This window comes from Caproiciproducens lactatisolvens (assembly GCF_052443335.1).
Classification (GTDB): Bacteria; Bacillota; Clostridia; order Oscillospirales; family Acutalibacteraceae; genus Caproiciproducens.
In genome coordinates this window covers 171,038-189,404 of sequence record NZ_CP195750.1, presented here as the reverse complement: position 1 = coordinate 189,404, position 18,367 = coordinate 171,038, and the positions used below count along the sequence as shown (strand labels likewise).

Here is an 18,367-nt window from a genome sequence, read left to right as displayed (position 1 = left end):
TGAAGCTTATTCCTCTGTTTGTGCATCCTCATTAAAGATTCTATCGAGTTCGGCATTAGATGTCACACCGCGGACCCTATTTCTGACGCTCAGTTTTCCCATATCCAAGCGATAGAAGTGATCTCGCTTATCCGCTCCTTTTGCCTTGCGGATTAATTGAATACGTCCGAAATGCTCTCCGTGCTTCTCTGCAAACTTGGCCAATCCGACGGCTTTCGGATAATTATCCTTACGGCTTGAGTCATGCGGTTCCAGTACATCAAAAACATATCCATGTGCATCAGCTCGAACAACAATCAGGTCAGGGAACATCGAAGTTACCACACCGTCCACTTCGTATGGAATTTCCAATGACCACCTTTTACGGTCAAGGTTGCGGAGCCATGCTACAGCACCCTTTTCATCCTTCATTTCTTCCCTGATAACACCAAGTTCCCAGTCATTCAGACTTACCTTGAATTCACCACCATCAGAAGGGATGTAGAGGTGCTTTTCCAGAATTACAGCATCTTCGCCAATTAAAAAATCAATGGTTGGAGGCAGTTCCCAGTCAAGAGCAATTGGGGTCGTTGATGATAGAGCCAGCTTTTTGTAAGCATCTCTACGATCCTCTTTCAATTTTCGGAATGCTGTTTTATGCATGTCATATAATTCGTTGAACAGCTTGTCTGCAAACGATTCAAGACGCTCCATGGCTGCATTGTCGTTTGTCAACACAATAATTTCTGTTTTTACATCCTTAAAATCACGGACAGCGTGACGGACCCAATATTCCTTGTGCAAACCCTCGCCGAGCACTTTTCCCGCCCGTTCAAAGAGATTGTTGATATCAAATTCTGAGAGCTCCACAATTTCTGATATGTTGTCTGTCGTCCCTTCTGCGCTGCTGCCGTAATCTATGGTAAGCGTTCGCAGCGCCAAGCCGGTAACAGCTTTAGATATCTCTTCAAATTTGCCGCTTTTCTTCAATTCGGCTATTTCCGATTCAAACTCATCAAGCACCTTTTTCAGTGTGCTTTTTCGAGCTTCAGGGGCAATCATGTCCTGCGTTAGCGCACGGGCAAGCGCAATCAGTCTGCGGAGTGCGGGTTGTTTCCTCGCGGAATCTATGCGATAGGTTATTAAATTCATATCGCTAAATACATCGGCAAATGCAGGATCACGTTTCAGGGTGATGAGCTCCTTATGCGATCCGGTTTCAGCAGGAACAATTGCCTCACTGTCGCGCAATGCCTGCTCCACCATTTTGACTGTTTTTTTATCAAAAAAAGGAAGAAATAGACCTACATTGTTCAGTTCGGCATCAGACTCCACACGACGGGAAAGCGGGGTACGTATCATACGTCCGAGCAATTGAGCGATATAAGTATAATCATTTGCGTGTCGGAACGACATCATTGTTTCGGCACGAGGGCAGTCCCAGCCAGTGGAAAGATTCATTTTAAAGAACACAACGATAGCCTTTTCATCTTCTTCAATGCGGGAAGCATCCACCCTGCGTATATCCAGCCCATGCCTTTTAATGGTCTCGTGTTTATCAAACGTATGAACAACTTCTCCGGCTTGAAGTCTGCGCCCGATCGCATCTTCAAGTATGGAGATACAGGAATCCAAATCTGTTTGAGTGATTTCCCGTTCATTTCCATCCTCAACCTGAATGACAAGAACAGGGCGGACGGGTTTCTTAATTTCCTCGTGGTCACAATAAGACTGCCATCGTTCACATTTTTTTTTCCAATTGGCAACGGCTTCCTTAAACATCGTCATATCGGCACCGATTGCAATGTCGGGGAAGTGAATAATAACTCTGTCTTTCAAAAGACCGGATTCTCGCACATCTTCAGGAGGAACGACAACTTTTTGTATAGTAGATGTCGTATCGGCCACAAGCTTTTGAAACCGTTGAGGCGTAGCGGTCACTCCCATAATAAGAGGCATAACAGGGAGACCATCTTCTTTACTTCCTTTAATAAATTTCTGCATGATAGACTGTGCTTTATTTTCGGCCTGTGGGGATGTAAATGTTCCTCTATGCGCTTCATCGATTACAACATAAAAGGACTTGGGCTGACGCTCCGCAGTATTTGCAATTGTTTCCCAAATCGTATATTCGCGCAAATTGGATTTCTGCGTGAGCAGCTTGTCCGAACCGAGCTTTTGTGTATTCAGAAAATAGATGCCGCCGGGGGCAAAATACTCTGCATCAAAAGTCGAGTCAATTACCCGAATGTCCCTTGTGCGAAATTTTTCTGATTTGCTTTCAATTTTCAAACGTGTCTGCTCATTGAGTTCCGGCATATCCGAAAGCCAAACGAAAACAGAATCCGGCTCCGCTACTCCATAGGCATGGCCGAAGATAATATCTTCAAATAAAGCGGTCATAATAATTGTCTTACCGGCACCTGTGGGAGCAGTAAACGAAATGACCTGAGGATCTTTTTCACTCCAATAGGCATGTGCTTTTTTTATCTTCTCGTGCAAGTCGGCAAGTGCCGATTCTTGAAACGGAAATAACGTTGCTCTCATAGATTATTCCTCCTGCTCCCGATTACGAAATTATCAATATAGTCGCGGTATAGCTGATAAGTTTGCTCGATCCCAATACCATCCGACATCTCTCTGAACGCTTCCTCAGAGTTTGTAACAAAATATACCGTACCAATATTTTTCGTTTCCAGCAAAGCCTCGGCAAATTTACCGTAGCAGTCTTCATCAAGGAGAACTGCAAAAGAGTTCTGCGGCAAAATCAACATATTCGGCAGTTCCGCACTGTCCAGCTCGGGGCGCTTGCCAATCGCTCCAGCTTTCAGCCATAGCAAGGGAAGAATCTCGGCGAATTGCTGACCGAGCGACACGCTGTTTTTGTCAAGAAAGCCAAGCTTGAAGTATTCTACATTAGCGGCGAAACCTTCGCTCATCGGGCGCTTCAGAGGTTCGGTTACCGTGACCGTACCGAGAAGGTCCACGACCTTTTGTCTGATGTTATTATATGTTCGGCTGTCTTTTGCCACGATATAGAAATCGGTTATATGCTCCTGATCTTCAAGGACATTGAGCCATTCATCAGCAGCATCAGGGTCAAACAACACGGACGCTGTATGCTTTTCTGATACAATGAAACGGCTGTCTGCTTTCACGAGAGACTGCGGCAGCTTATCCTTACCGATGAGAGCAACAATCTGCTTTTTCGCAGCAGGGGTAAGTGATGCAGGATTTTCAACAAAGCCAAGCTGATAGAACGAGCGATTGACTTCTTTTGTCGTTGTTTGGTTTGTAAAATATTCGCCTGAAAGCACCGTACCATCAGCCCGTTTGCCGAGGATGCTGTACTCCGTGCGCGGCCAAGTCACCGAACGGCAAATGCCGTGCTTTTCCCATTCTGGATCACCCGGCTGGTATCCCGCCGCTTTCAGGTCTCGCGCTTCTGCTTCGGAAACCTCGTTGTTGGTGACAAGGATGCAGCGTCTGTGGCCATCATCCTCGGCGTTAAGCAAGTTCACAGCGTGAAGCGTTGTACCACTGCCCGCAAAGAAATCAACTATCAGTGCGTTTGGGCTGGTTTTGACTATTGAACTTAAGGCATCTCTCGTGGCGTAAAGAGACTTTGGAAATGAAAATGCACGTGACTGTCCGATAATTGATGAGACCAAATCAGAGCCATATGCACCAGCATCGTGCTGGCTGCGATACCACACCGACTTAATTTGTTTTTCCTGAGCAGATGAATACTCAACATCCACAACATTACGAACTGCATCGTAGCTCGTAATAACAAGTTCACCAGTCTCTATTTGTCTTTGCGGTCTTGCACTCAAATAAGTGATACCCCAAGTACCTCGTTTTTTATCAAAACTGCCAAGTGATACATATCCTTTGTTAATAAGAGTGTTCAGGGTAGTGTTGCTCACACCCCAGTTTCCTTCACTGCCATCTGTCCGAATTGGCCATGCAACATCGTATCCATCTATTTTTTCACCAACCTTAATCGTATCTCCCCATGGCACAGAATCGCCCGCTCGAATGACACGTTTTTTTTCGGCATCGATAAGAATAGGGTAAAACATTTTTTTGCGGTCTTCCCGCCGTGCGTTAGTACCAGAGCGTAGTAAACCTTTCCAACGTGGCTTCTGATTTAGAACCATATCGCCAAGCAATGGGTCTTCTCCACCACGGACATAGGCATTAGGCATAAAGCAAAACATGGCGTATTCCTCAACACGAGAAAAGCGACCTTGAGTAACTCCCTTTGGATTAATAACGATTGTCACCATTTGAATAAATGTTTCAGGGAAAATCTCAGCAAGTAACATTCTTAAATGATGAACCTCATGTTCGTCAATTGTAACAATAAGAACGCCTGTATTTGGATTAAGAATACGCTTCGCCAATCGTAAACGCTTTTTCATCATCGAAAGCCATTTGCTATGCCGCCATGCATCGGCGGAGTCCACATAGTCGTTGTTATATTTCCAGTCCCTTGCCCCTGTGTTATAGGGCGGGTCTATGTATATGCAATCCACTTGTCCCTCGTAAAGGTACTCCAAAAGCTGAAGAGCATGGTAGTTATCCGCTTCAATAATCGTGTGCCAGAGACTGTCATTCGGCGCATTTTCCACTTTCGCAATCGGCTCAAGCGACGGGAAAATCGGCTCGCCGAATTGTGCCACGGATACCAGTTCCGCAATCGGGATGGTTTCAATTTCGTGCGAGTTCTTGTGTTCACAGATGGCGGTCTCACCGTCCATCTTTTTCACGATATAAACACCTGTAAGCTTTCCAGTCTTTCTGGCGACGAAAGACCCGCACCTAAAGGCGACACCGTAAAGCGGCGTATACTCCGGCTCGTGTTCCTCAAACACCAGCCCAAACTTCTTATTTTTTTTGAGACTATCTACTTCGGTTGTCAACTGCTCTCGCAGTGTCGGGTCGGAGATTTGCCTCAGTAGGTTTCCAATACGTGCCATGTGCTTTTATCTCCTTATTCTTCATCGTTTCGCTGTTCTGTTTTCGCCTTATTCTCGGCATCTGCTCTGGGAATGGGCTCCGTCTCTGGCGCAGCATTTTGCCGACTCCAAGACTTGCCAAACAATTCATTACCCACGGACAGGCGGAGAACTGACGCCTTATCAACGATTTTGTATGTATTTGGTGTATAAGTATCTGCCTTATCAAATGCGATGAACACTTGCTTGCCGCTTTCACCGCTTTTCTGATACAAACCAAGTATCTGTTCAAAATCGGCATCCTCTATACGCTTAACGATGCTTGAATCATGAATCAGAACAGGGAGCGGAGTTAAAGCGAGCATACTCAGATCGTATACCACAAGACTCTTAAACGCTGTTCCTTCACTCTTATCATCGGGGGTTTCAAACTCAAAGGTCTTGTCCGGTTTTAGCGTCAATTCTGGTGCGGTTCTGTCACCGCCGGTAATAATATCATTAATTCGCTTCATTTCAGCGTTCACTTCATCCTGAGCAGCGGCGAGAGCTTCTTCCTGCCGCTTACGGAGATTCGCCAGCAGATGTTCGATCTCCTTGCGCTTTTCCATTTGCTCCATTTCGCCTTGCAGTGCTTCGTTTTCTTCCACCAGTTTTTCTATTTCCCGTGACACACGTGCGTACTGAGTAAGAATGGATTGCGAGAGAGATTTGGCGACTCCTGAACCCTCGATTTGCTTCTCATAGTTTGCAATATCAGCATCTATGTATTCAATTTGCGGCGTCAGCCGTGCAATTTCTTCCTCAATGTCAGCACGAAGAAAACCGTTGATCTTAGCATGGAAAGCTTCGACATCAGTAAAAGCATCAATTTTAGCACCAGGAAAAAAATGGAGCAGCGCCGAAAAGTCTTTTTTTAGCACTCCATCATTACCAGGCATGTTGTTGCGGACTGCATTAAGCTGGGATATCAAACGACTCTTCCGGCGGCTCAGTTTACCCAACTCACTCTTAATTTCAGCAAGCCGCTCCGCTTGCTGTGGATCAATACCCAAAGCACGCAGGTTGGCCTCTTCATTTTGCCTGCACAGCCTCTCCCGGCGCTTTTCCAGACTTTCTATTTTATCCTTATTCTCACCAATATCAGCCGTGATATCCGATATGGAACGTTCCGCTTGTTTGCTTGGCTTGATGCCATAGCTTTCTTCGGCGGTTTTCAGATTCTGGATGGCTTCAAACTTATCCAATAATTTCATAAGGTACTCGACAGCCGTTGCCATTGATTCGCGCTCGCTTTGCAGAGGCTTGTGTTCATTATGGCTTCCATGGCCGTAAATACGGAAGAATCTTTCTACAATTTCATCAAAAGTAATACCCCTCAGAAGTATTCTATACTCGTGGAACAGCCATTTGCGATAGTTCGGCACACTCATTTCCTCAATGACATGGAACTGGCTGTCGCAGCGATTCACCACGGACGGGCGGCTTGTGCTTCGAGAAAAAAAGTAGGGAAAACCATCAAATTCAAAGATGAAGTTTATCGTGTGGTGATCAAGATGAGTGATCACATCCTTTGCGGATTTTGGGTAGTTATCCCCTCCAAATACAAAATCCAGTATCAGCAGAAAAGTGGACTTGCCAATAGCGTTGCTGCCATCCGAACTGCCAAGGATGACGTTAAGCCCAGGCCGGAAATCCTCCGGCTGAGTTTTAAACTTCTCGCATGTTATCCGCTTTAACATAGTGGAGTACCTCCGTCCCGTCAGGTATTTCTATTTGCCCAAGTTTATACAAACAATCAAGAGCATCAAGAAATATGCTTATTTCCGATACCTTTGTCCGTGTCGCTTCGAGCAGTTCATGCGGGGTCATATCCCGCTCCTCTAATTTCTCCAAGATAGGCGCAAAGAGAGCAATGACGCTATCGGAGAAAGAATTAACTTTGCTTGGTATTTTCATTGAACAAATCACACCTTTTCACTAAATATCCAACAATGATCTCACAGGCGTCTCTATGTCTCTGTCCAACTTGTGAAAATAGTTTTTCAACTAAGAGATCTGCTATGTATTCCTGTGGATCGATGATATCTGATTTTTGCTGTATTCCACTTTCGAGCAGCTTATAAGCGGATTTCATTAACTCCCCAAACATATTCGTGTCAAATCCAATTTCCTGTTCAAGACGGGAGCAAGTGTTTTTTACAGTTTTATATAAGCGAGCCATACTCGCATTAATCTTGTCCTTCAGGAAAGGTTCGTGAATCTTACGATCAATCTCAACCAAATCTTTGATATCTGTTGGTTCCAGTCCTTGCGCGTTCTTTGTCTTATGAACTTCTCGCAGAACGGTCTCTATTTCATCCTGAAACTTAATGCCGGATATTCTGTCAAGAAATGCCTGAATATCCGCGCAACGGTGTTTTTTTTCAAGCAACTCTGCTATTTCATCAGATGACATCGCCGGAACAAGAGGAGCACATTCGTTTGTACATAATGCTACCGCATTTTCATAGCTGTCCGCTTCATCTGGTGACTGCTTCAAATAGACAATTTCACAGTTTTTAACCGGAATCTTCCCTCGCTTGGGAATTCCAAGATAACCACCGCAATATAAACACTTACCATTAGCTTCTGACAGCAGAGTAACAAGCAGGGAATCGTCCTGTTTTGATGGCTGAGGTAATTGCTTGATTTTGTCTATCAAATACTCTGCGACACCTTCGGCGAATTCTGTATCGGTCTTTCCGTTTCTATAATCATAAGTGCAGATCCGATCTGACACATTATCCTCAAGGAGCGTTATTTCTTCAATCCGAGATGTGAAGGAAAGAACATACTCTTGTGTAACAGACCGAATCGTCTTTTTGCCGCTTCGGTTCGTAGTGTTTGTGACAACATATAAAAAGACTCCGGCCAAAAACGAATGAAAACAGAATTCGGTTTGGGATACCAATTCTTTTTTTGTTATGCCATTGACCAGTTCGACTTTCGTATCATCGTAAATACCATGTATTTTCTTCCCATCTTTTTCAGGAAAATCATTACCAATCATGTCTTTAAGCGCCAGGATTATCTGCTTGGATAAATTACTGTCCAACAGATTGATGACATTGTTCTTAAAGTAGCTGGCTACTTCTTGTGGAACGGCGTTGCGGGCTGGCCCAGTAATATCTTTTGAGAGGTTTTGTTCACACCGCAGTAATTTTGATGTGGCATCTTCTCTGACACGATCTGCATTTTCCTGCCCTGAAAAGGTAAACTCATAATTGGGGGCAACAGAATGAAGAAGTGCTTCGCACAACTGCTTATTATCAATATTAACTGCCTTGCACGGAACAAGAATCGCTAAATATGAGCCAAAACATAACCTCATGCCGAAACCCTCCATTCAAACTGAACTGTATCCTATTTATTTTCTTCATCAATGTAATCGACGATATCCCCAATATTACACCTGAGAGCCTTACATATGCGCGCCAAAACGTCCATGCTGACCGGCAGTTCTTTGCCTAACTTTGCCATAGTAGTTGTAGTTAAGCCCGTCATAGCCATCAAATCTTTTTTCATCATTTTTCTATCTATCAGTATTTTCCATAGCTTGTTGTAGCTGAACGCCATAATATCTCCTCCAAAGAGCTTTGCCCTCAAATAGCCTATTTGGAATATTTTATCACGTTTTGAGACTGATATCAAGGTTAACTTGATTAACGCTGATATTGGATTTACATATTTAGACTTCATGCATGAACTTGGTACAATATTAAAAATTCGCTACTCACACTCTACCGGAAAGCTATTCCCACACCTCCAAGCTTGTCCCATAAATTAGTATGCTGTTATTGCGTAAGGCGATAACAGCTTTTGCTTTATATGCCTGAACACTCACAAATCAGTCGAGGGGAGGGAAGTATTTCTATGACCGAAGTAAGAAACCTGAATAAAAAACGCATCGGCGATATGAGCAGCGATCAACGTCTGTTTGAAATTCAGATAAAAGATTGCGTTACTCGCATCACCGTAAATACCGATGGCACGTTGAACATAACGCATGATCGTGTAAAACCTGTAGCATAACCGTACCTCAGTAATAAAAATGAAATCCGCCAGAACGCAAGACGGCAGTGCGGAACTTCCTGCAAAGGAGGTTCTCCTGCCGTCTTGTTTCGTTTATGCGGATTCGATGGCTCCGGCGGATTTCAAAAATTTGAAATTCAAAGGAGCAGATTTTATGAAAAGCATCAAAAGAGACACTCAGCATCAGAGGGAGATCAAGAAAAAATACCAAATCAAGGTGCAGGGTCAGCTTGTGCCGGTCAGCGAAGAAGTCTATGTTACCTATCACCGCATGAAGCGCCGTGAAACCTATCTGGAGGAAAGGGATACGGCACACGGCGTCTTTTATTACAGCACCATGGATACGACAGAAACCACAGGCGAGGATGGGATTCCGGACCTTGTCTCTCCCCGTGTGGAGGATATGGTCGTGGACAAGCTCATAGCGGAAAAGCTCCACCGATGCCTCGCACAGCTTTCTAAGGAGGAGCAGGCTTTAATCTTTGCCCTGTACTTTCAGGGAAAATCTCAGTCGGAATTGGAACGGGAAACCGGTATCAAGCAACAAACTATCAGCTACCGTGAACGACAGATTCGGCTGAAGCTCAAAAAAATGATAGAAAAGTAAAAATATTTTTTGTAGACCCCCTCACGAAATCGGCTTAGTAGTGAGGGGGTTTTTCTATTCACCCTCATTGCTCTTTGAAAATTTCATATCCGACGACCTGAATACGTTAGCTGACGGACCCCAAAAGGGAAAGCGACTCCGGAGGATGCGCCAAGACCACCTGTAGGACGGCGATGAGAACATGAAAGCAACCATATTATTTTTATTCTGTTCATGGTTTCTCATTTTCCACCCTATCAAAGACGGCCAAATAAGGTGCAAAGCGGTACCCATCCGTCCGAAAAGCAGGCTGTGGCAGCCTGTTTTGCAATGACCCCGTCAGCCCATATTGATACTTCTGTCCAGTCACAGCCCCCACAAGACCTGGGGACCACGCAATGAGGGCAGCCAGCGGAGATCCCGGTGGAGGTGAGATTCCTATGATGCGGTGAAGCCAGCCGCAGTTCAGGCCGTCGCCTTTTGAGCTCTTATAAACCAGAGCTCTGCGTGCTTGGGGAGTAGTGTCGAATTAAGCACAGCGAGAAGAATCTTAATGTTAGAAGCAATGGAGATCGCCCTGCCTGTAAAGGCTCTCACAACAAAGCAGATCATACAGGGCGGTCTCTATTTTTGTGCCATTAAGAATACCGGCATAGGAAAAGAGGTGTGTATTTGAAACAGTTCCATAATACCATTTTACGAGGCGACATCTACTATGCAGATTTAAATCCAACGGTCGGCTCGGAACAAGGCGGTGTAAGGCCCCTTATCATTCTGCAAAATAACGTTGGAAACCGTTACAGTCCCACCGTGATTGCCGCCGCCATTACAGCGAAGCCGAAAAAGCCGCTCCCCACCCATGCAAGCATCGGTCATGCCTGCGGCCGCCTGAAGGAATCCTTTGTGCTTTTGGAGCAGATACGCACCATAGACCGCAGCAGGCTTCGGGAATATGTCGGAAGGCTGGATGAACAGGAAATGAAAAAAATTGACGAGGCGCTGGCAATCAGCGTCGGACTGGCTCCGACGCCTATTTTATCAGGGAGGGAAACACCATGACAAACGCACAGGTATCCGATAATCTGATGTACGCTGCCGCCCTGCAGCAGCTCACACGTCTTGCGGCCGCCAAGAACATGACAGATCAGGAAATTGAAAGGATTAAAAAAGACTTGGAACGCAGGCTGCGACCCACCATCATCGCACTATGCTGAGTCGCGGAATTGTTTTCTGAATATTATCAACGATTCGGTAGCTATCTACCGGGAGGTGTGGTAGTGTATGTCGTTGAAAGGAGGGAAAAAAGATGTATCAACCCAATTCAACATCGGCGGAAGCGCCTAAAATCACATTGATACAGGCGCGAAAGCCGGAAACTGCGAAGCTCCGTGTGGCGGCATATGCCCGTGTGAGCAGTGACTCGGAGGATCAGCAGAACTCCTACATCGCACAGGTGGATTATTACACCCGGCATATCGCCGCACAGGAGAGCTGGGAACTGGCGGACATTTATGCTGACGAGGGCATCTCCGGCCTTGTGGCAAGCAAGCGGGATGAATTCAACCGGATGATTCAGGATTGCCGGGACGGAAAGATCGACCGCGTCCTCGTCAAATCCATCTCCCGCTTCGCGAGAAACACCAAGGAATATATCCAGTATGTGCGGGAGCTTTTACGGCTGGGCATCTCCATCCACTTTGAAAAGGAGAACATCGACACCGGCAAAATGACGTCGGAGCAGATTGCCACCATCTACGGCGCTTTTTCACAGATGGAGTCACAGAACCACTCAAACAATATGCGCATCAGCGTCCGCATCCGTATGGAAAAGGGCGATTACCTCTCGCCGTCCGAGCCTTACGGCTACAGGCTGGAGGGGCGCACCCTAATGATTATTCCCGAACAGGCCGAGGTGGTGCGCCGCATTTATGCCGCTTATCTCAGCGGTCAGGGAAAGGATGACATCGCAGACGAGCTAAACAAAGCAGGCATCCCCCGCACCAAAGGGCGAACCGTCTGGCACCCAAGTACAGTGGCGTACATCCTCACCAACATCGCCTACACCGGAGATATGATCTGGCAAAAGAGCTTTGCCACCAACGAAATCCCGTTCCGGCAGGTGCGCAACAAGGGTGAGAAACCGAAATACTTTGTAGAGAACTGCCATGAGGCGATTATTTCCAAGGAGGACTTTCAGCGGGTGCAGGCACTGATGGAAAGCCGACGGAGGCAAACAAACGGAACGGTTTCCTTCGCACTGCTGGCAGGAAAAATCCGCTGTGAAAGCTGCGGAACCCTGTTCCGCAGAAAAATCGTCAACGAAAAGGTCTACTGGACTTGCCGGAGGCATGACCGTGGTAAAAACCTTTGCCCCACCTCACAGATACCGGAGGAACAGATTGTCACGGCAATCCTCCGTATGTACCACAAGCTGAAACGGTATCGTACACAAATCCTGTCCCCGGTCTTAACCCAGCTGACCGAGCTTCGGGAAAAGGAGCTTCGCTCCAACCGCAGAATCAATGATATTGACAAAGAAATCGCCCAGCTCACCGAGCAGAATCTCGTTCTTGTTCGACTCAAGTCGAAGGGATACGTAGATTCTGCTCTTTATTTATCCCAAACCGGCGAAATTGACTTCAAACTCCGGGAGCTGCGCCGTCAACGCCGCCGCATTATGGAGGCCAACGGCGAGGACAGTCAGATCAAAGCGACCCAAGCCATGCTGGATTATCTGGAGGACAGCCCCGAATATTTAGAGGCACTCACGGAGGAAGTGTTTGAGATGCTGGTGGAGAACATCACCATCTCCTCGGAAACCGAGATGAATATCAGCCTTCACAACGGTCTGATGCTGAAAGAAACCATGGAAAGGACGGTGCGGTAATATGGCATGGCAGAGAAAAATCCCCTTCGGGTACACCATGAAAAAGGGAGAGATACAATGCAGCCCCACAGAATCGGCGGCAGTCAAAGAGATTTTCAGACTTTATGCGGACGGCATGGCCTACAGCAAAATTGCCGCTGAAATGATGCGCCGGGGGCTTCGTTACCACAGCCACACGGCTGAATGGAACAAGCACATGGTTAAGCGCATCCTCGAAAACGAACGCTATCTTGGGGAAAAGGAATATCCCCCCATCCTTGAGCCGGAAGACTTTCTGCAGGCCCAGCTTGTCCGGGGAGAAAAGAATACTTTTACTCCCTGCCCGGATTACATCAGACCCATCCGTGAAAAGGCGGTCTGCGGGGTGTGCGGCGGCAGGATGCTCCGCGATACCAGAGCCGGGGGAAAGCCCCGCTGGTACTGCGAAAAGGAGGGCTGTACCAACCGCCGTTACATAGAGGACGAGGACATCCGCACAGCCCTAACCGAAAGGCTGAATGTGCTGGTGCAGACCCCGAACCTCTTAGAATGGTCCCTGCCGCAAAATACAAATGAGCCGACGCTGGAGGCGGTACGCATTCAGAACGAGGTCATCCGGGAGTTGAACAAAGCGGAGCCGGGACCGGAGTACACCAAAATGCTGATACTGGCCTGTGCCGCCGAGCAATACAGCGGACTGCCTGATTTTATGCCTTACTATCAGATGCAGAGACTGAAGGAAAAAATCCTCACACAATCTATCAATGCGGAACTTCTCAGAGAGCTTTTCACAACCGCAGTGCAGGAAATCCAATTTGCCGCCCACGGCGGTCTCCGCTTGCGGCTCATCAACGGAAAAACCCTTGAAGCAGATGGAAAGGAGGATGCAGAATGCCCGAAAGCGCAGTGAGAAAAGTCACGGTGATTCCCGCTGATCCCAAGCACAACCAGAAAGATATCCGCAAACAGCGCCTGCGGGTAGCGCCCTACTGCCGCGTTTCCACCAACTCCGAGGAACAGCTTGACAGCTATCAGGCACAGATTGAATATTACACCGAAAAAATCGCCGCCCAGCAAGAGTGGACCATGGTGGATATGTTCGCGGACGAGGGCAAAACCGCAACCTCCACCAAAAAGCGCAAGGATTTCCTGCGGATGATCAAAGCCTGCGAAAAGGGCAAGGTGGATCTGATTATCACCAAATCGGTGTCCCGGTTCTGCCGGAATACACTGGACGGTCTGGATTATGTCCGCAGGCTTAAGCGGATGGGCGTGGGTGTTTTCTTCGAGAAAGAAAATGTCAACACCCTCTACATGGACAATGAAATGATTCTCACCTTTATGATGAGCCAGGCACAGGCCGAGAGCGAGTCCATGAGCGGCAACATCCGCTGGGGACACCGCAAGAATTTCAAGGATGGCAAGGTTTACTTCCACTATGCCGGATTTTTAGGCTATCGCAGAGGCGAGAACGATCTGCCTGAAATCGACCCGGAGGAAGCGGAAATCGTCCGCAGGATTTTTTCACGGTATCTGATTGGGCACAGCGTAGCCAAAATCATCGCAGACCTTGAGGCGGACGGCATCAAAACGGCGCGGGGGCATAAAAAGTGGAATGACGGCGTGATACGGGGGATGCTTCGAAACGAAAAATATATGGGGGACGCTCTGCTCCAGAAAACCTACATCGCAGACCTTTTCACCCGACAGACCAAGAAAAACACCGGCGAACTCCCCCAATATTATGTGGAGAACAGCCATCCTGCCATCATCGACCGGCTGACCTTTCAGCGGGTGCAGGAAGAAATGGCACGGCGCTCCAGCCTGAAAAAGGTCAGCGCCGCCGCCAAAACCGAGCTTGCCAAATACAGCGGCAAATATGTGCTGACGGAGCTGTTATCCTGCGGGAACTGCGGCAGCCCCTACCGCAGGGTGACATGGACCAGACCGGAAGGCAGGAAAATCGTCTGGCGGTGCATCAACCGTCTGGAGAACGGCAAAAAGTTCTGCAAGGATGCCCCTACGCTGGAGGAAAGCCGGATTCACACTGCGGTGATCAGTGCCATGAACGAAATGTTCAGCCAAAAGAGCTTGAAAGCGATTCTGCAGGACAGCATCCGAACAGCCCTTTTGCCGGAAAACGGCGAAACCAGCCTCGCAGCCATCGACAGCAGGCTGTCCCAACTGCGGGAACAGCAGTACCGGATTCTCCAGCTTGCTGCCGCCGTGGGAGCGGATTCCACCCAATACGATGAAGAACTGAAAAAGGTCAGTATGGAATTCTCCGCACTGGTGGCCAAACGGAGCGAGCTGGAGAAAAACCGGCAGGATACCGAACAGGCGGATGAACGGGCGGAGCAGCTGGCCGCCGAGCTGGAAGCAGTGGACACCGGCATCACCACATTCGATGAGGTCACGGTGCGGCAGCTGATCAGTGCCATCACGGTACTCGGCGAAGAAAAACTGCTTATCCGTTTCAAGGATGGAACAGAGCTTGAGCAGATCATATAAGGGCCACGGCAATCAGGTGCGGGGAAATATCCTGCGCCTGATTTTCTATATTGCATGGAACTGGCAGAAAATTTGAATCAGGAGGAATGAAAATGTTTTTTGATTACCAAAAAGCACAGCGGATGAAGGAGCGGTATCCCAGCGGAACCCGTATCCGCCTGAACAGCATGGAGGACCCATACGCCCCCATTGCGCCGGGTACGGAAGGGACGGTAAATTTTGTGGATGACATCGGCACGCTTCACTGCACCTTTGACAACGGACGCACCCTCGGTGTCGTTCCCGGCGAGGACGGCTTCTCAGTGCTTTCACGTCCGGCACCGTCTGAGCCGGAGGAAAGTCCTACTCAGCAGTTCGGCATGAAAATGGAATGAAGGGAGGCCATACCGTGAAACGAATTACGACAGATGAGCTTCGCGCCATGACAGACCGTGAAGGATTGATTCTTCAAGGCTGCGGCGGGGAGCTTTCAGAATGGGTAAACGGCATCAACGAGCTGCTGACACAGGAAGGTATCCTGCTAAACGGCGATACCTTCAAGGAGGTTTTCGCTTTTGAGCATGACGGCTGCACCAATCTGCTATTTTCCGTGGAAAATGTGGATTTGCATATGGGAAAGCTCGCCATATGGCGTTTGCAGTCACACAGTGCCTTCGGCGGCACTTGGCTGAGTGATTATCTTCCCAACCGGCTGGGCGTTCATATGGATGAAGCAACTGCACAACAGGACGGCGGCCTTGAAATGAAACAAAGCTACTAACAATTCCAAGCATTTCACCGGCGGAGCTTGCTCTGCCGGGTACATAAAAAAACAGGCTCCCACGGAGCCGGAAAGGAGAAGTCTATGAAAGCATTGAAAAAGAACAGTGCCCTGTATCTGGAACAGGTTGCCTCTGCGGTAGCTGAATGCTATAAAAAAGACGAGAAGCCCTGCAATCGGGCACTGCTGGAGCTTTATACACGGATCGGTCAATGTATCTGCCGTCAGGGAGAAAAAGCATTTATCCCACATTTGGCTGAAATGCTTGCTGACCAATTTCCATCGCTGAAAGGCTTCTCTCTTCGTAATCTCCGCAGGATGCGTGATTTTTACCGCACTTATGAAAACAACCCGGTTCTTATGGAAAGGGCACAGTCCCTTGGCTGGACACAGAACGCCGTGATACTGGAATGCTGTGAAACCGATGAGCAGCGTTCGTTTTATATTGACCTTGCGGCAGAACGGAACCTTTCCAAGCTGGCGCTCATGAAAGCCATTCAGGAGGATGCCCTTGCTGAAGCTATGCATACAGAAAATTACGCCACGAATATGGAACCCAGCTTTGCCCCTGTAAGCGATAGCCGCATCGATGAAGCAGTAGACACTACTGCGTCCGTTGGAACGGTGTGTGAGCCGTTTGTGACAGCGTGTGAGCCTCCCCGCCAAGGGAATGCTCTGCACCGAAACAATGATAGCGGCTATAGCAAAATCCTCGCAATGCTTCCAACCGGCAGAAGAATGAAAAATATGCGAAAACAGTCCATTTCATGCTGGCAGGATTATTCGTTTCCGAAACGTCCCATTTCATCAAAAACATCAGCGCAGGAACAAATCATTTATTTGAAGCCGCCGCCCGATATGGTTCAACCGAAGAAGCTCCCGCCGCCTTTCATCAGAAAGCAGGGCAGGAATTATCAATGGAAAGTATACCAAACCAAAACAGCCGCATAATTATTTGAACACGGCCATGAAAAGGTTGAGGATTTGTGGCATCATAAAATTGGTCATTGCCTGCGGAGAATCCGATTTATTTTGAGAATTTGGCGCTCTCTTTGGAGAAAGATAAGAAATCTTTTTTCCACGGTGTCCACAACGTCAGCCATGGAAGCATCCTTCCATGGCTGTTTTCCTACGCTTTTGCTTCTTTCATAATTTGAATCTCGGGCCCTTCACCTGGAATACCACGCTTTGTTTTGTCCGTCGTTCCGTCCCCTTCAAGCGAACCATCCAACAAACTGCCTATTACAGCTCCGGTTTCTCTTTTGCTCGCAAAGTCCAGGTGGGCGTAAATGTCGGCAGTAGTGGAAAAATTGCTGTGCCCCAGCCAGAGCTGAATGCGCTTCATATCCACACCCTCAGCTATACAAATCCCTCCTTTTTATGCAAAAGACCGTGTTTCTTAAGTCTTCTGGATGATTAATAAACGCTCGGCTTCCGGGCCATTTCCTGCGCCGCTTTCGTTGCACCGCGTATACTCGTTTCCTCGGGCTGCGCTGTGCGCGATTTGATTGGTGGGTACGCTCGTCCGTGTGGATGTTATAGCATACTGTCCCTCAAACCCGTATAACTCCCGGATCCGGCTATGGACTTGTCAAGGTACCGAAGAGAGGTTTTGTTTTTCTCTCTTTACTTAATAAACAGGGCGGTTATTCACGAATCTCTGCAAAAAGTAAAAGCTTTACTCATGGAAGTCCACTTCATTTAAATGGACTCAAATATGAAAGCAACAAAACGGTTGCCTTCATCAGACTTTTCCGTATCATGCTAAATGGTATTGTGGTCCACTTGGATCGGCAAGGAGGCAGGTAACATATCAATTGATTATAGCAATTCCTTGAGGCCAGAATCGGTGGCGTATGGACAGATCTGAACTACTATATGCCCACCGAAAAGGACAAAAAGATGATCATCCCTATTGCGGAGGACAATCATAGCGACCTGCGCAATTTCTTTGGTTAGAATGGAGTTTACCATGGTACGCCCGCTCCACTTTTCCGATCTGAGTTCAGGACTACAGAAAGTTCTGCGCTGACGTAAGGATGACAGCACCCTCTATGAAACAGCATACGTAAATAAACATATGGAGCCGTTCATCTTTGACTCTGCGAACAAACTGGTTAAGATTTACTTGGACCCCTCAGAATTTCATAGATATGTGGATAAACAGGAAAAGCGACAATTTTAACTGGGAGATTCAGATGTCATCTGTACTCAGCGATCTTGTACCAATGTGATCCTTTAACGTCTGGACGTTGAAAAATTTTATGGCAGGCTTTCAGTTCCTTTCCGTCAGTACAGCAAATGATAGGGGTTTCAGAGGATTTTTCCTACAAGCAAATTTGTGGCGTAATAAATTCAGTGCGCGCTAATACAGCATCGCTCCCGGCCGAGCTACTTTGGTATCTGCTGAAAATATGTTGAATTTAATAGGAATATGGAATATAATGAAACTAAATTAGAAAGTATTTACAATAAATTGAAGGACATAACTTAAAGGACATTATTGGGAGCCTATAAGGCTGTATACACAGAAATAGATTTAGTGCAGTAAGTATTTCTCGCATGATCGACCAAAAGTTTTCTTCTATTGCAGCTACACATAAGGATGTGTATTAAACCTAAATGGGACT

Annotated in this window: 16 protein-coding genes and 1 pseudogene; 10 read left to right on the top strand and 7 right to left on the bottom strand. The window is 47.3% G+C overall.

What is annotated here, in order from left to right:
- Positions 1-6: 6 nt before the first annotated feature.
- Genes ACRQV7_RS00910 through ACRQV7_RS00885 form a run of 6 tightly spaced genes read right to left on the bottom strand, consistent with a single transcriptional unit; the run spans position 7 to position 8,558 of the window.
- On the bottom strand, positions 7-2,526 hold the full coding sequence (locus ACRQV7_RS00910; RefSeq protein WP_195198681.1) for a DEAD/DEAH box helicase family protein: 2,520 nt from the start codon (positions 2,524-2,526) through the stop codon (positions 7-9).
- A complete protein-coding gene (locus ACRQV7_RS00905; protein WP_195198682.1) occupies positions 2,523-4,964 on the bottom strand; it encodes a site-specific DNA-methyltransferase in 2,442 nt (813 codons plus the stop codon). The genes ACRQV7_RS00910 and ACRQV7_RS00905 overlap by 4 nt, the downstream gene beginning before the upstream one ends.
- Before the next feature lie 14 nt (positions 4,965-4,978).
- The gene (locus ACRQV7_RS00900; RefSeq protein ID WP_195198683.1) at positions 4,979-6,682 is read right to left on the bottom strand and encodes a DUF2326 domain-containing protein; all 1,704 of its coding nucleotides are present in this window, start codon (positions 6,680-6,682) and stop codon (positions 4,979-4,981) included.
- On the bottom strand, positions 6,651-6,899 hold the full coding sequence (locus tag ACRQV7_RS00895) for an ABC-three component system middle component 7 (RefSeq protein WP_117418227.1): 249 nt from the start codon (positions 6,897-6,899) through the stop codon (positions 6,651-6,653). The genes ACRQV7_RS00900 and ACRQV7_RS00895 overlap by 32 nt, the downstream gene beginning before the upstream one ends.
- A complete protein-coding gene (locus ACRQV7_RS00890; protein ID WP_195198684.1) occupies positions 6,877-8,313 on the bottom strand; it encodes an ABC-three component system protein in 1,437 nt (478 codons plus the stop codon). The genes ACRQV7_RS00895 and ACRQV7_RS00890 overlap by 23 nt, the downstream gene beginning before the upstream one ends.
- Before the next feature lie 32 nt (positions 8,314-8,345).
- Positions 8,346-8,558 carry a helix-turn-helix domain-containing protein gene (locus ACRQV7_RS00885; RefSeq protein WP_117418225.1) on the bottom strand — a complete coding sequence of 71 codons (213 nt, stop codon included), beginning with the start codon at positions 8,556-8,558 and terminating at the stop codon, positions 8,346-8,348.
- A gap of 297 nt (positions 8,559-8,855) precedes the next feature.
- Here ACRQV7_RS00885 and ACRQV7_RS00880 point away from each other — a divergent pair, with 297 nt between their 5' ends.
- The 10 genes and pseudogenes from ACRQV7_RS00880 (at position 8,856) to ACRQV7_RS00835 (ending at position 16,688) form a co-directional block, all read left to right on the top strand.
- Positions 8,856-9,014: a hypothetical protein gene (locus ACRQV7_RS00880; RefSeq protein ID WP_170313502.1), complete on the top strand. Its 159-nt coding sequence runs from the start codon at positions 8,856-8,858 to the stop codon at positions 9,012-9,014.
- Between the two features lie 154 nt (positions 9,015-9,168).
- Positions 9,169-9,621, top strand: a complete 453-nt coding sequence (locus ACRQV7_RS00875) for a sigma-70 family RNA polymerase sigma factor (RefSeq protein ID WP_195198685.1) — start codon at positions 9,169-9,171, stop codon at positions 9,619-9,621.
- Positions 9,622-10,272: 651 nt separating this feature from the next.
- A complete protein-coding gene (locus tag ACRQV7_RS00870) occupies positions 10,273-10,659 on the top strand; it encodes a type II toxin-antitoxin system PemK/MazF family toxin (protein WP_207729928.1) in 387 nt (128 codons plus the stop codon).
- Positions 10,656-10,814 (top strand): hypothetical protein, encoded by a 159-nt coding sequence (locus ACRQV7_RS00865; protein WP_195198686.1) that lies wholly within the window; start codon positions 10,656-10,658, stop codon positions 10,812-10,814. The genes ACRQV7_RS00870 and ACRQV7_RS00865 overlap by 4 nt, the downstream gene beginning before the upstream one ends.
- Before the next feature lie 92 nt (positions 10,815-10,906).
- A complete protein-coding gene (locus ACRQV7_RS00860; protein ID WP_195198687.1) occupies positions 10,907-12,487 on the top strand; it encodes a recombinase family protein in 1,581 nt (526 codons plus the stop codon).
- 1 nt (position 12,488) lies between these two features.
- Positions 12,489-13,376, top strand: a complete 888-nt coding sequence (locus ACRQV7_RS00855; RefSeq protein WP_195198688.1) for a recombinase family protein — start codon at positions 12,489-12,491, stop codon at positions 13,374-13,376.
- Positions 13,358-14,977, top strand: a complete 1,620-nt coding sequence (locus ACRQV7_RS00850) for a recombinase family protein (protein ID WP_195198689.1) — start codon at positions 13,358-13,360, stop codon at positions 14,975-14,977. Before ACRQV7_RS00855 ends, ACRQV7_RS00850 begins: the two co-directional genes overlap by 19 nt.
- 92 nt (positions 14,978-15,069) lie before the next feature.
- A complete protein-coding gene (locus ACRQV7_RS00845) occupies positions 15,070-15,351 on the top strand; it encodes a DUF4314 domain-containing protein (RefSeq protein WP_195198690.1) in 282 nt (93 codons plus the stop codon).
- Positions 15,348-15,704, top strand: a pseudogene (locus ACRQV7_RS00840) (hypothetical protein); the annotation flags it as partial. The gene ACRQV7_RS00845 and the pseudogene ACRQV7_RS00840, both read left to right, overlap by 4 nt.
- Positions 15,705-15,821: 117 nt before the next feature.
- Positions 15,822-16,688: a DUF1016 N-terminal domain-containing protein gene (locus ACRQV7_RS00835; RefSeq protein ID WP_195198692.1), complete on the top strand. Its 867-nt coding sequence runs from the start codon at positions 15,822-15,824 to the stop codon at positions 16,686-16,688.
- A 178-nt stretch (positions 16,689-16,866) separates the two neighbouring features.
- On the opposite strand, the gene ACRQV7_RS00830 is transcribed toward ACRQV7_RS00835, so the two are convergent.
- The gene (locus ACRQV7_RS00830; protein ID WP_444659098.1) at positions 16,867-17,082 is read right to left on the bottom strand and encodes a hypothetical protein; all 216 of its coding nucleotides are present in this window, start codon (positions 17,080-17,082) and stop codon (positions 16,867-16,869) included.
- Positions 17,083-18,367: the final 1,285 nt, after the last annotated feature.

Bases quoted from the DNA above. Each gene is read 5' to 3' on its own strand.
- ACRQV7_RS00885 (WP_117418225.1), bottom strand. From the start codon at position 8,558: ATGGCGTTCAGCTACAACAAGCTATGGAAAATACTGATAGATAGAAAA.
- ACRQV7_RS00855 (WP_195198688.1), top strand. From the start codon at position 12,489: ATGGCATGGCAGAGAAAAATCCCCTTCGGGTACACCATGAAAAAGGGA.
- ACRQV7_RS00850 (WP_195198689.1), top strand. From the start codon at position 13,358: ATGCCCGAAAGCGCAGTGAGAAAAGTCACGGTGATTCCCGCTGATCCC.
- ACRQV7_RS00900 (WP_195198683.1), bottom strand. From the start codon at position 6,682: ATGTTAAAGCGGATAACATGCGAGAAGTTTAAAACTCAGCCGGAGGAT.
- ACRQV7_RS00830 (WP_444659098.1), bottom strand. From the start codon at position 17,082: ATGAAGCGCATTCAGCTCTGGCTGGGGCACAGCAATTTTTCCACTACT.
- ACRQV7_RS00860 (WP_195198687.1), top strand. From the start codon at position 10,907: ATGTATCAACCCAATTCAACATCGGCGGAAGCGCCTAAAATCACATTG.
- ACRQV7_RS00845 (WP_195198690.1), top strand. From the start codon at position 15,070: ATGTTTTTTGATTACCAAAAAGCACAGCGGATGAAGGAGCGGTATCCC.
- ACRQV7_RS00910 (WP_195198681.1), bottom strand. From the start codon at position 2,526: ATGAGAGCAACGTTATTTCCGTTTCAAGAATCGGCACTTGCCGACTTG.
- ACRQV7_RS00875 (WP_195198685.1), top strand. From the start codon at position 9,169: ATGAAAAGCATCAAAAGAGACACTCAGCATCAGAGGGAGATCAAGAAA.
- ACRQV7_RS00890 (WP_195198684.1), bottom strand. From the start codon at position 8,313: ATGAGGTTATGTTTTGGCTCATATTTAGCGATTCTTGTTCCGTGCAAG.
- ACRQV7_RS00880 (WP_170313502.1), top strand. From the start codon at position 8,856: ATGACCGAAGTAAGAAACCTGAATAAAAAACGCATCGGCGATATGAGC.
- ACRQV7_RS00865 (WP_195198686.1), top strand. From the start codon at position 10,656: ATGACAAACGCACAGGTATCCGATAATCTGATGTACGCTGCCGCCCTG.
- ACRQV7_RS00835 (WP_195198692.1), top strand. From the start codon at position 15,822: ATGAAAGCATTGAAAAAGAACAGTGCCCTGTATCTGGAACAGGTTGCC.
- ACRQV7_RS00895 (WP_117418227.1), bottom strand. From the start codon at position 6,899: ATGAAAATACCAAGCAAAGTTAATTCTTTCTCCGATAGCGTCATTGCT.
- ACRQV7_RS00905 (WP_195198682.1), bottom strand. From the start codon at position 4,964: ATGGCACGTATTGGAAACCTACTGAGGCAAATCTCCGACCCGACACTG.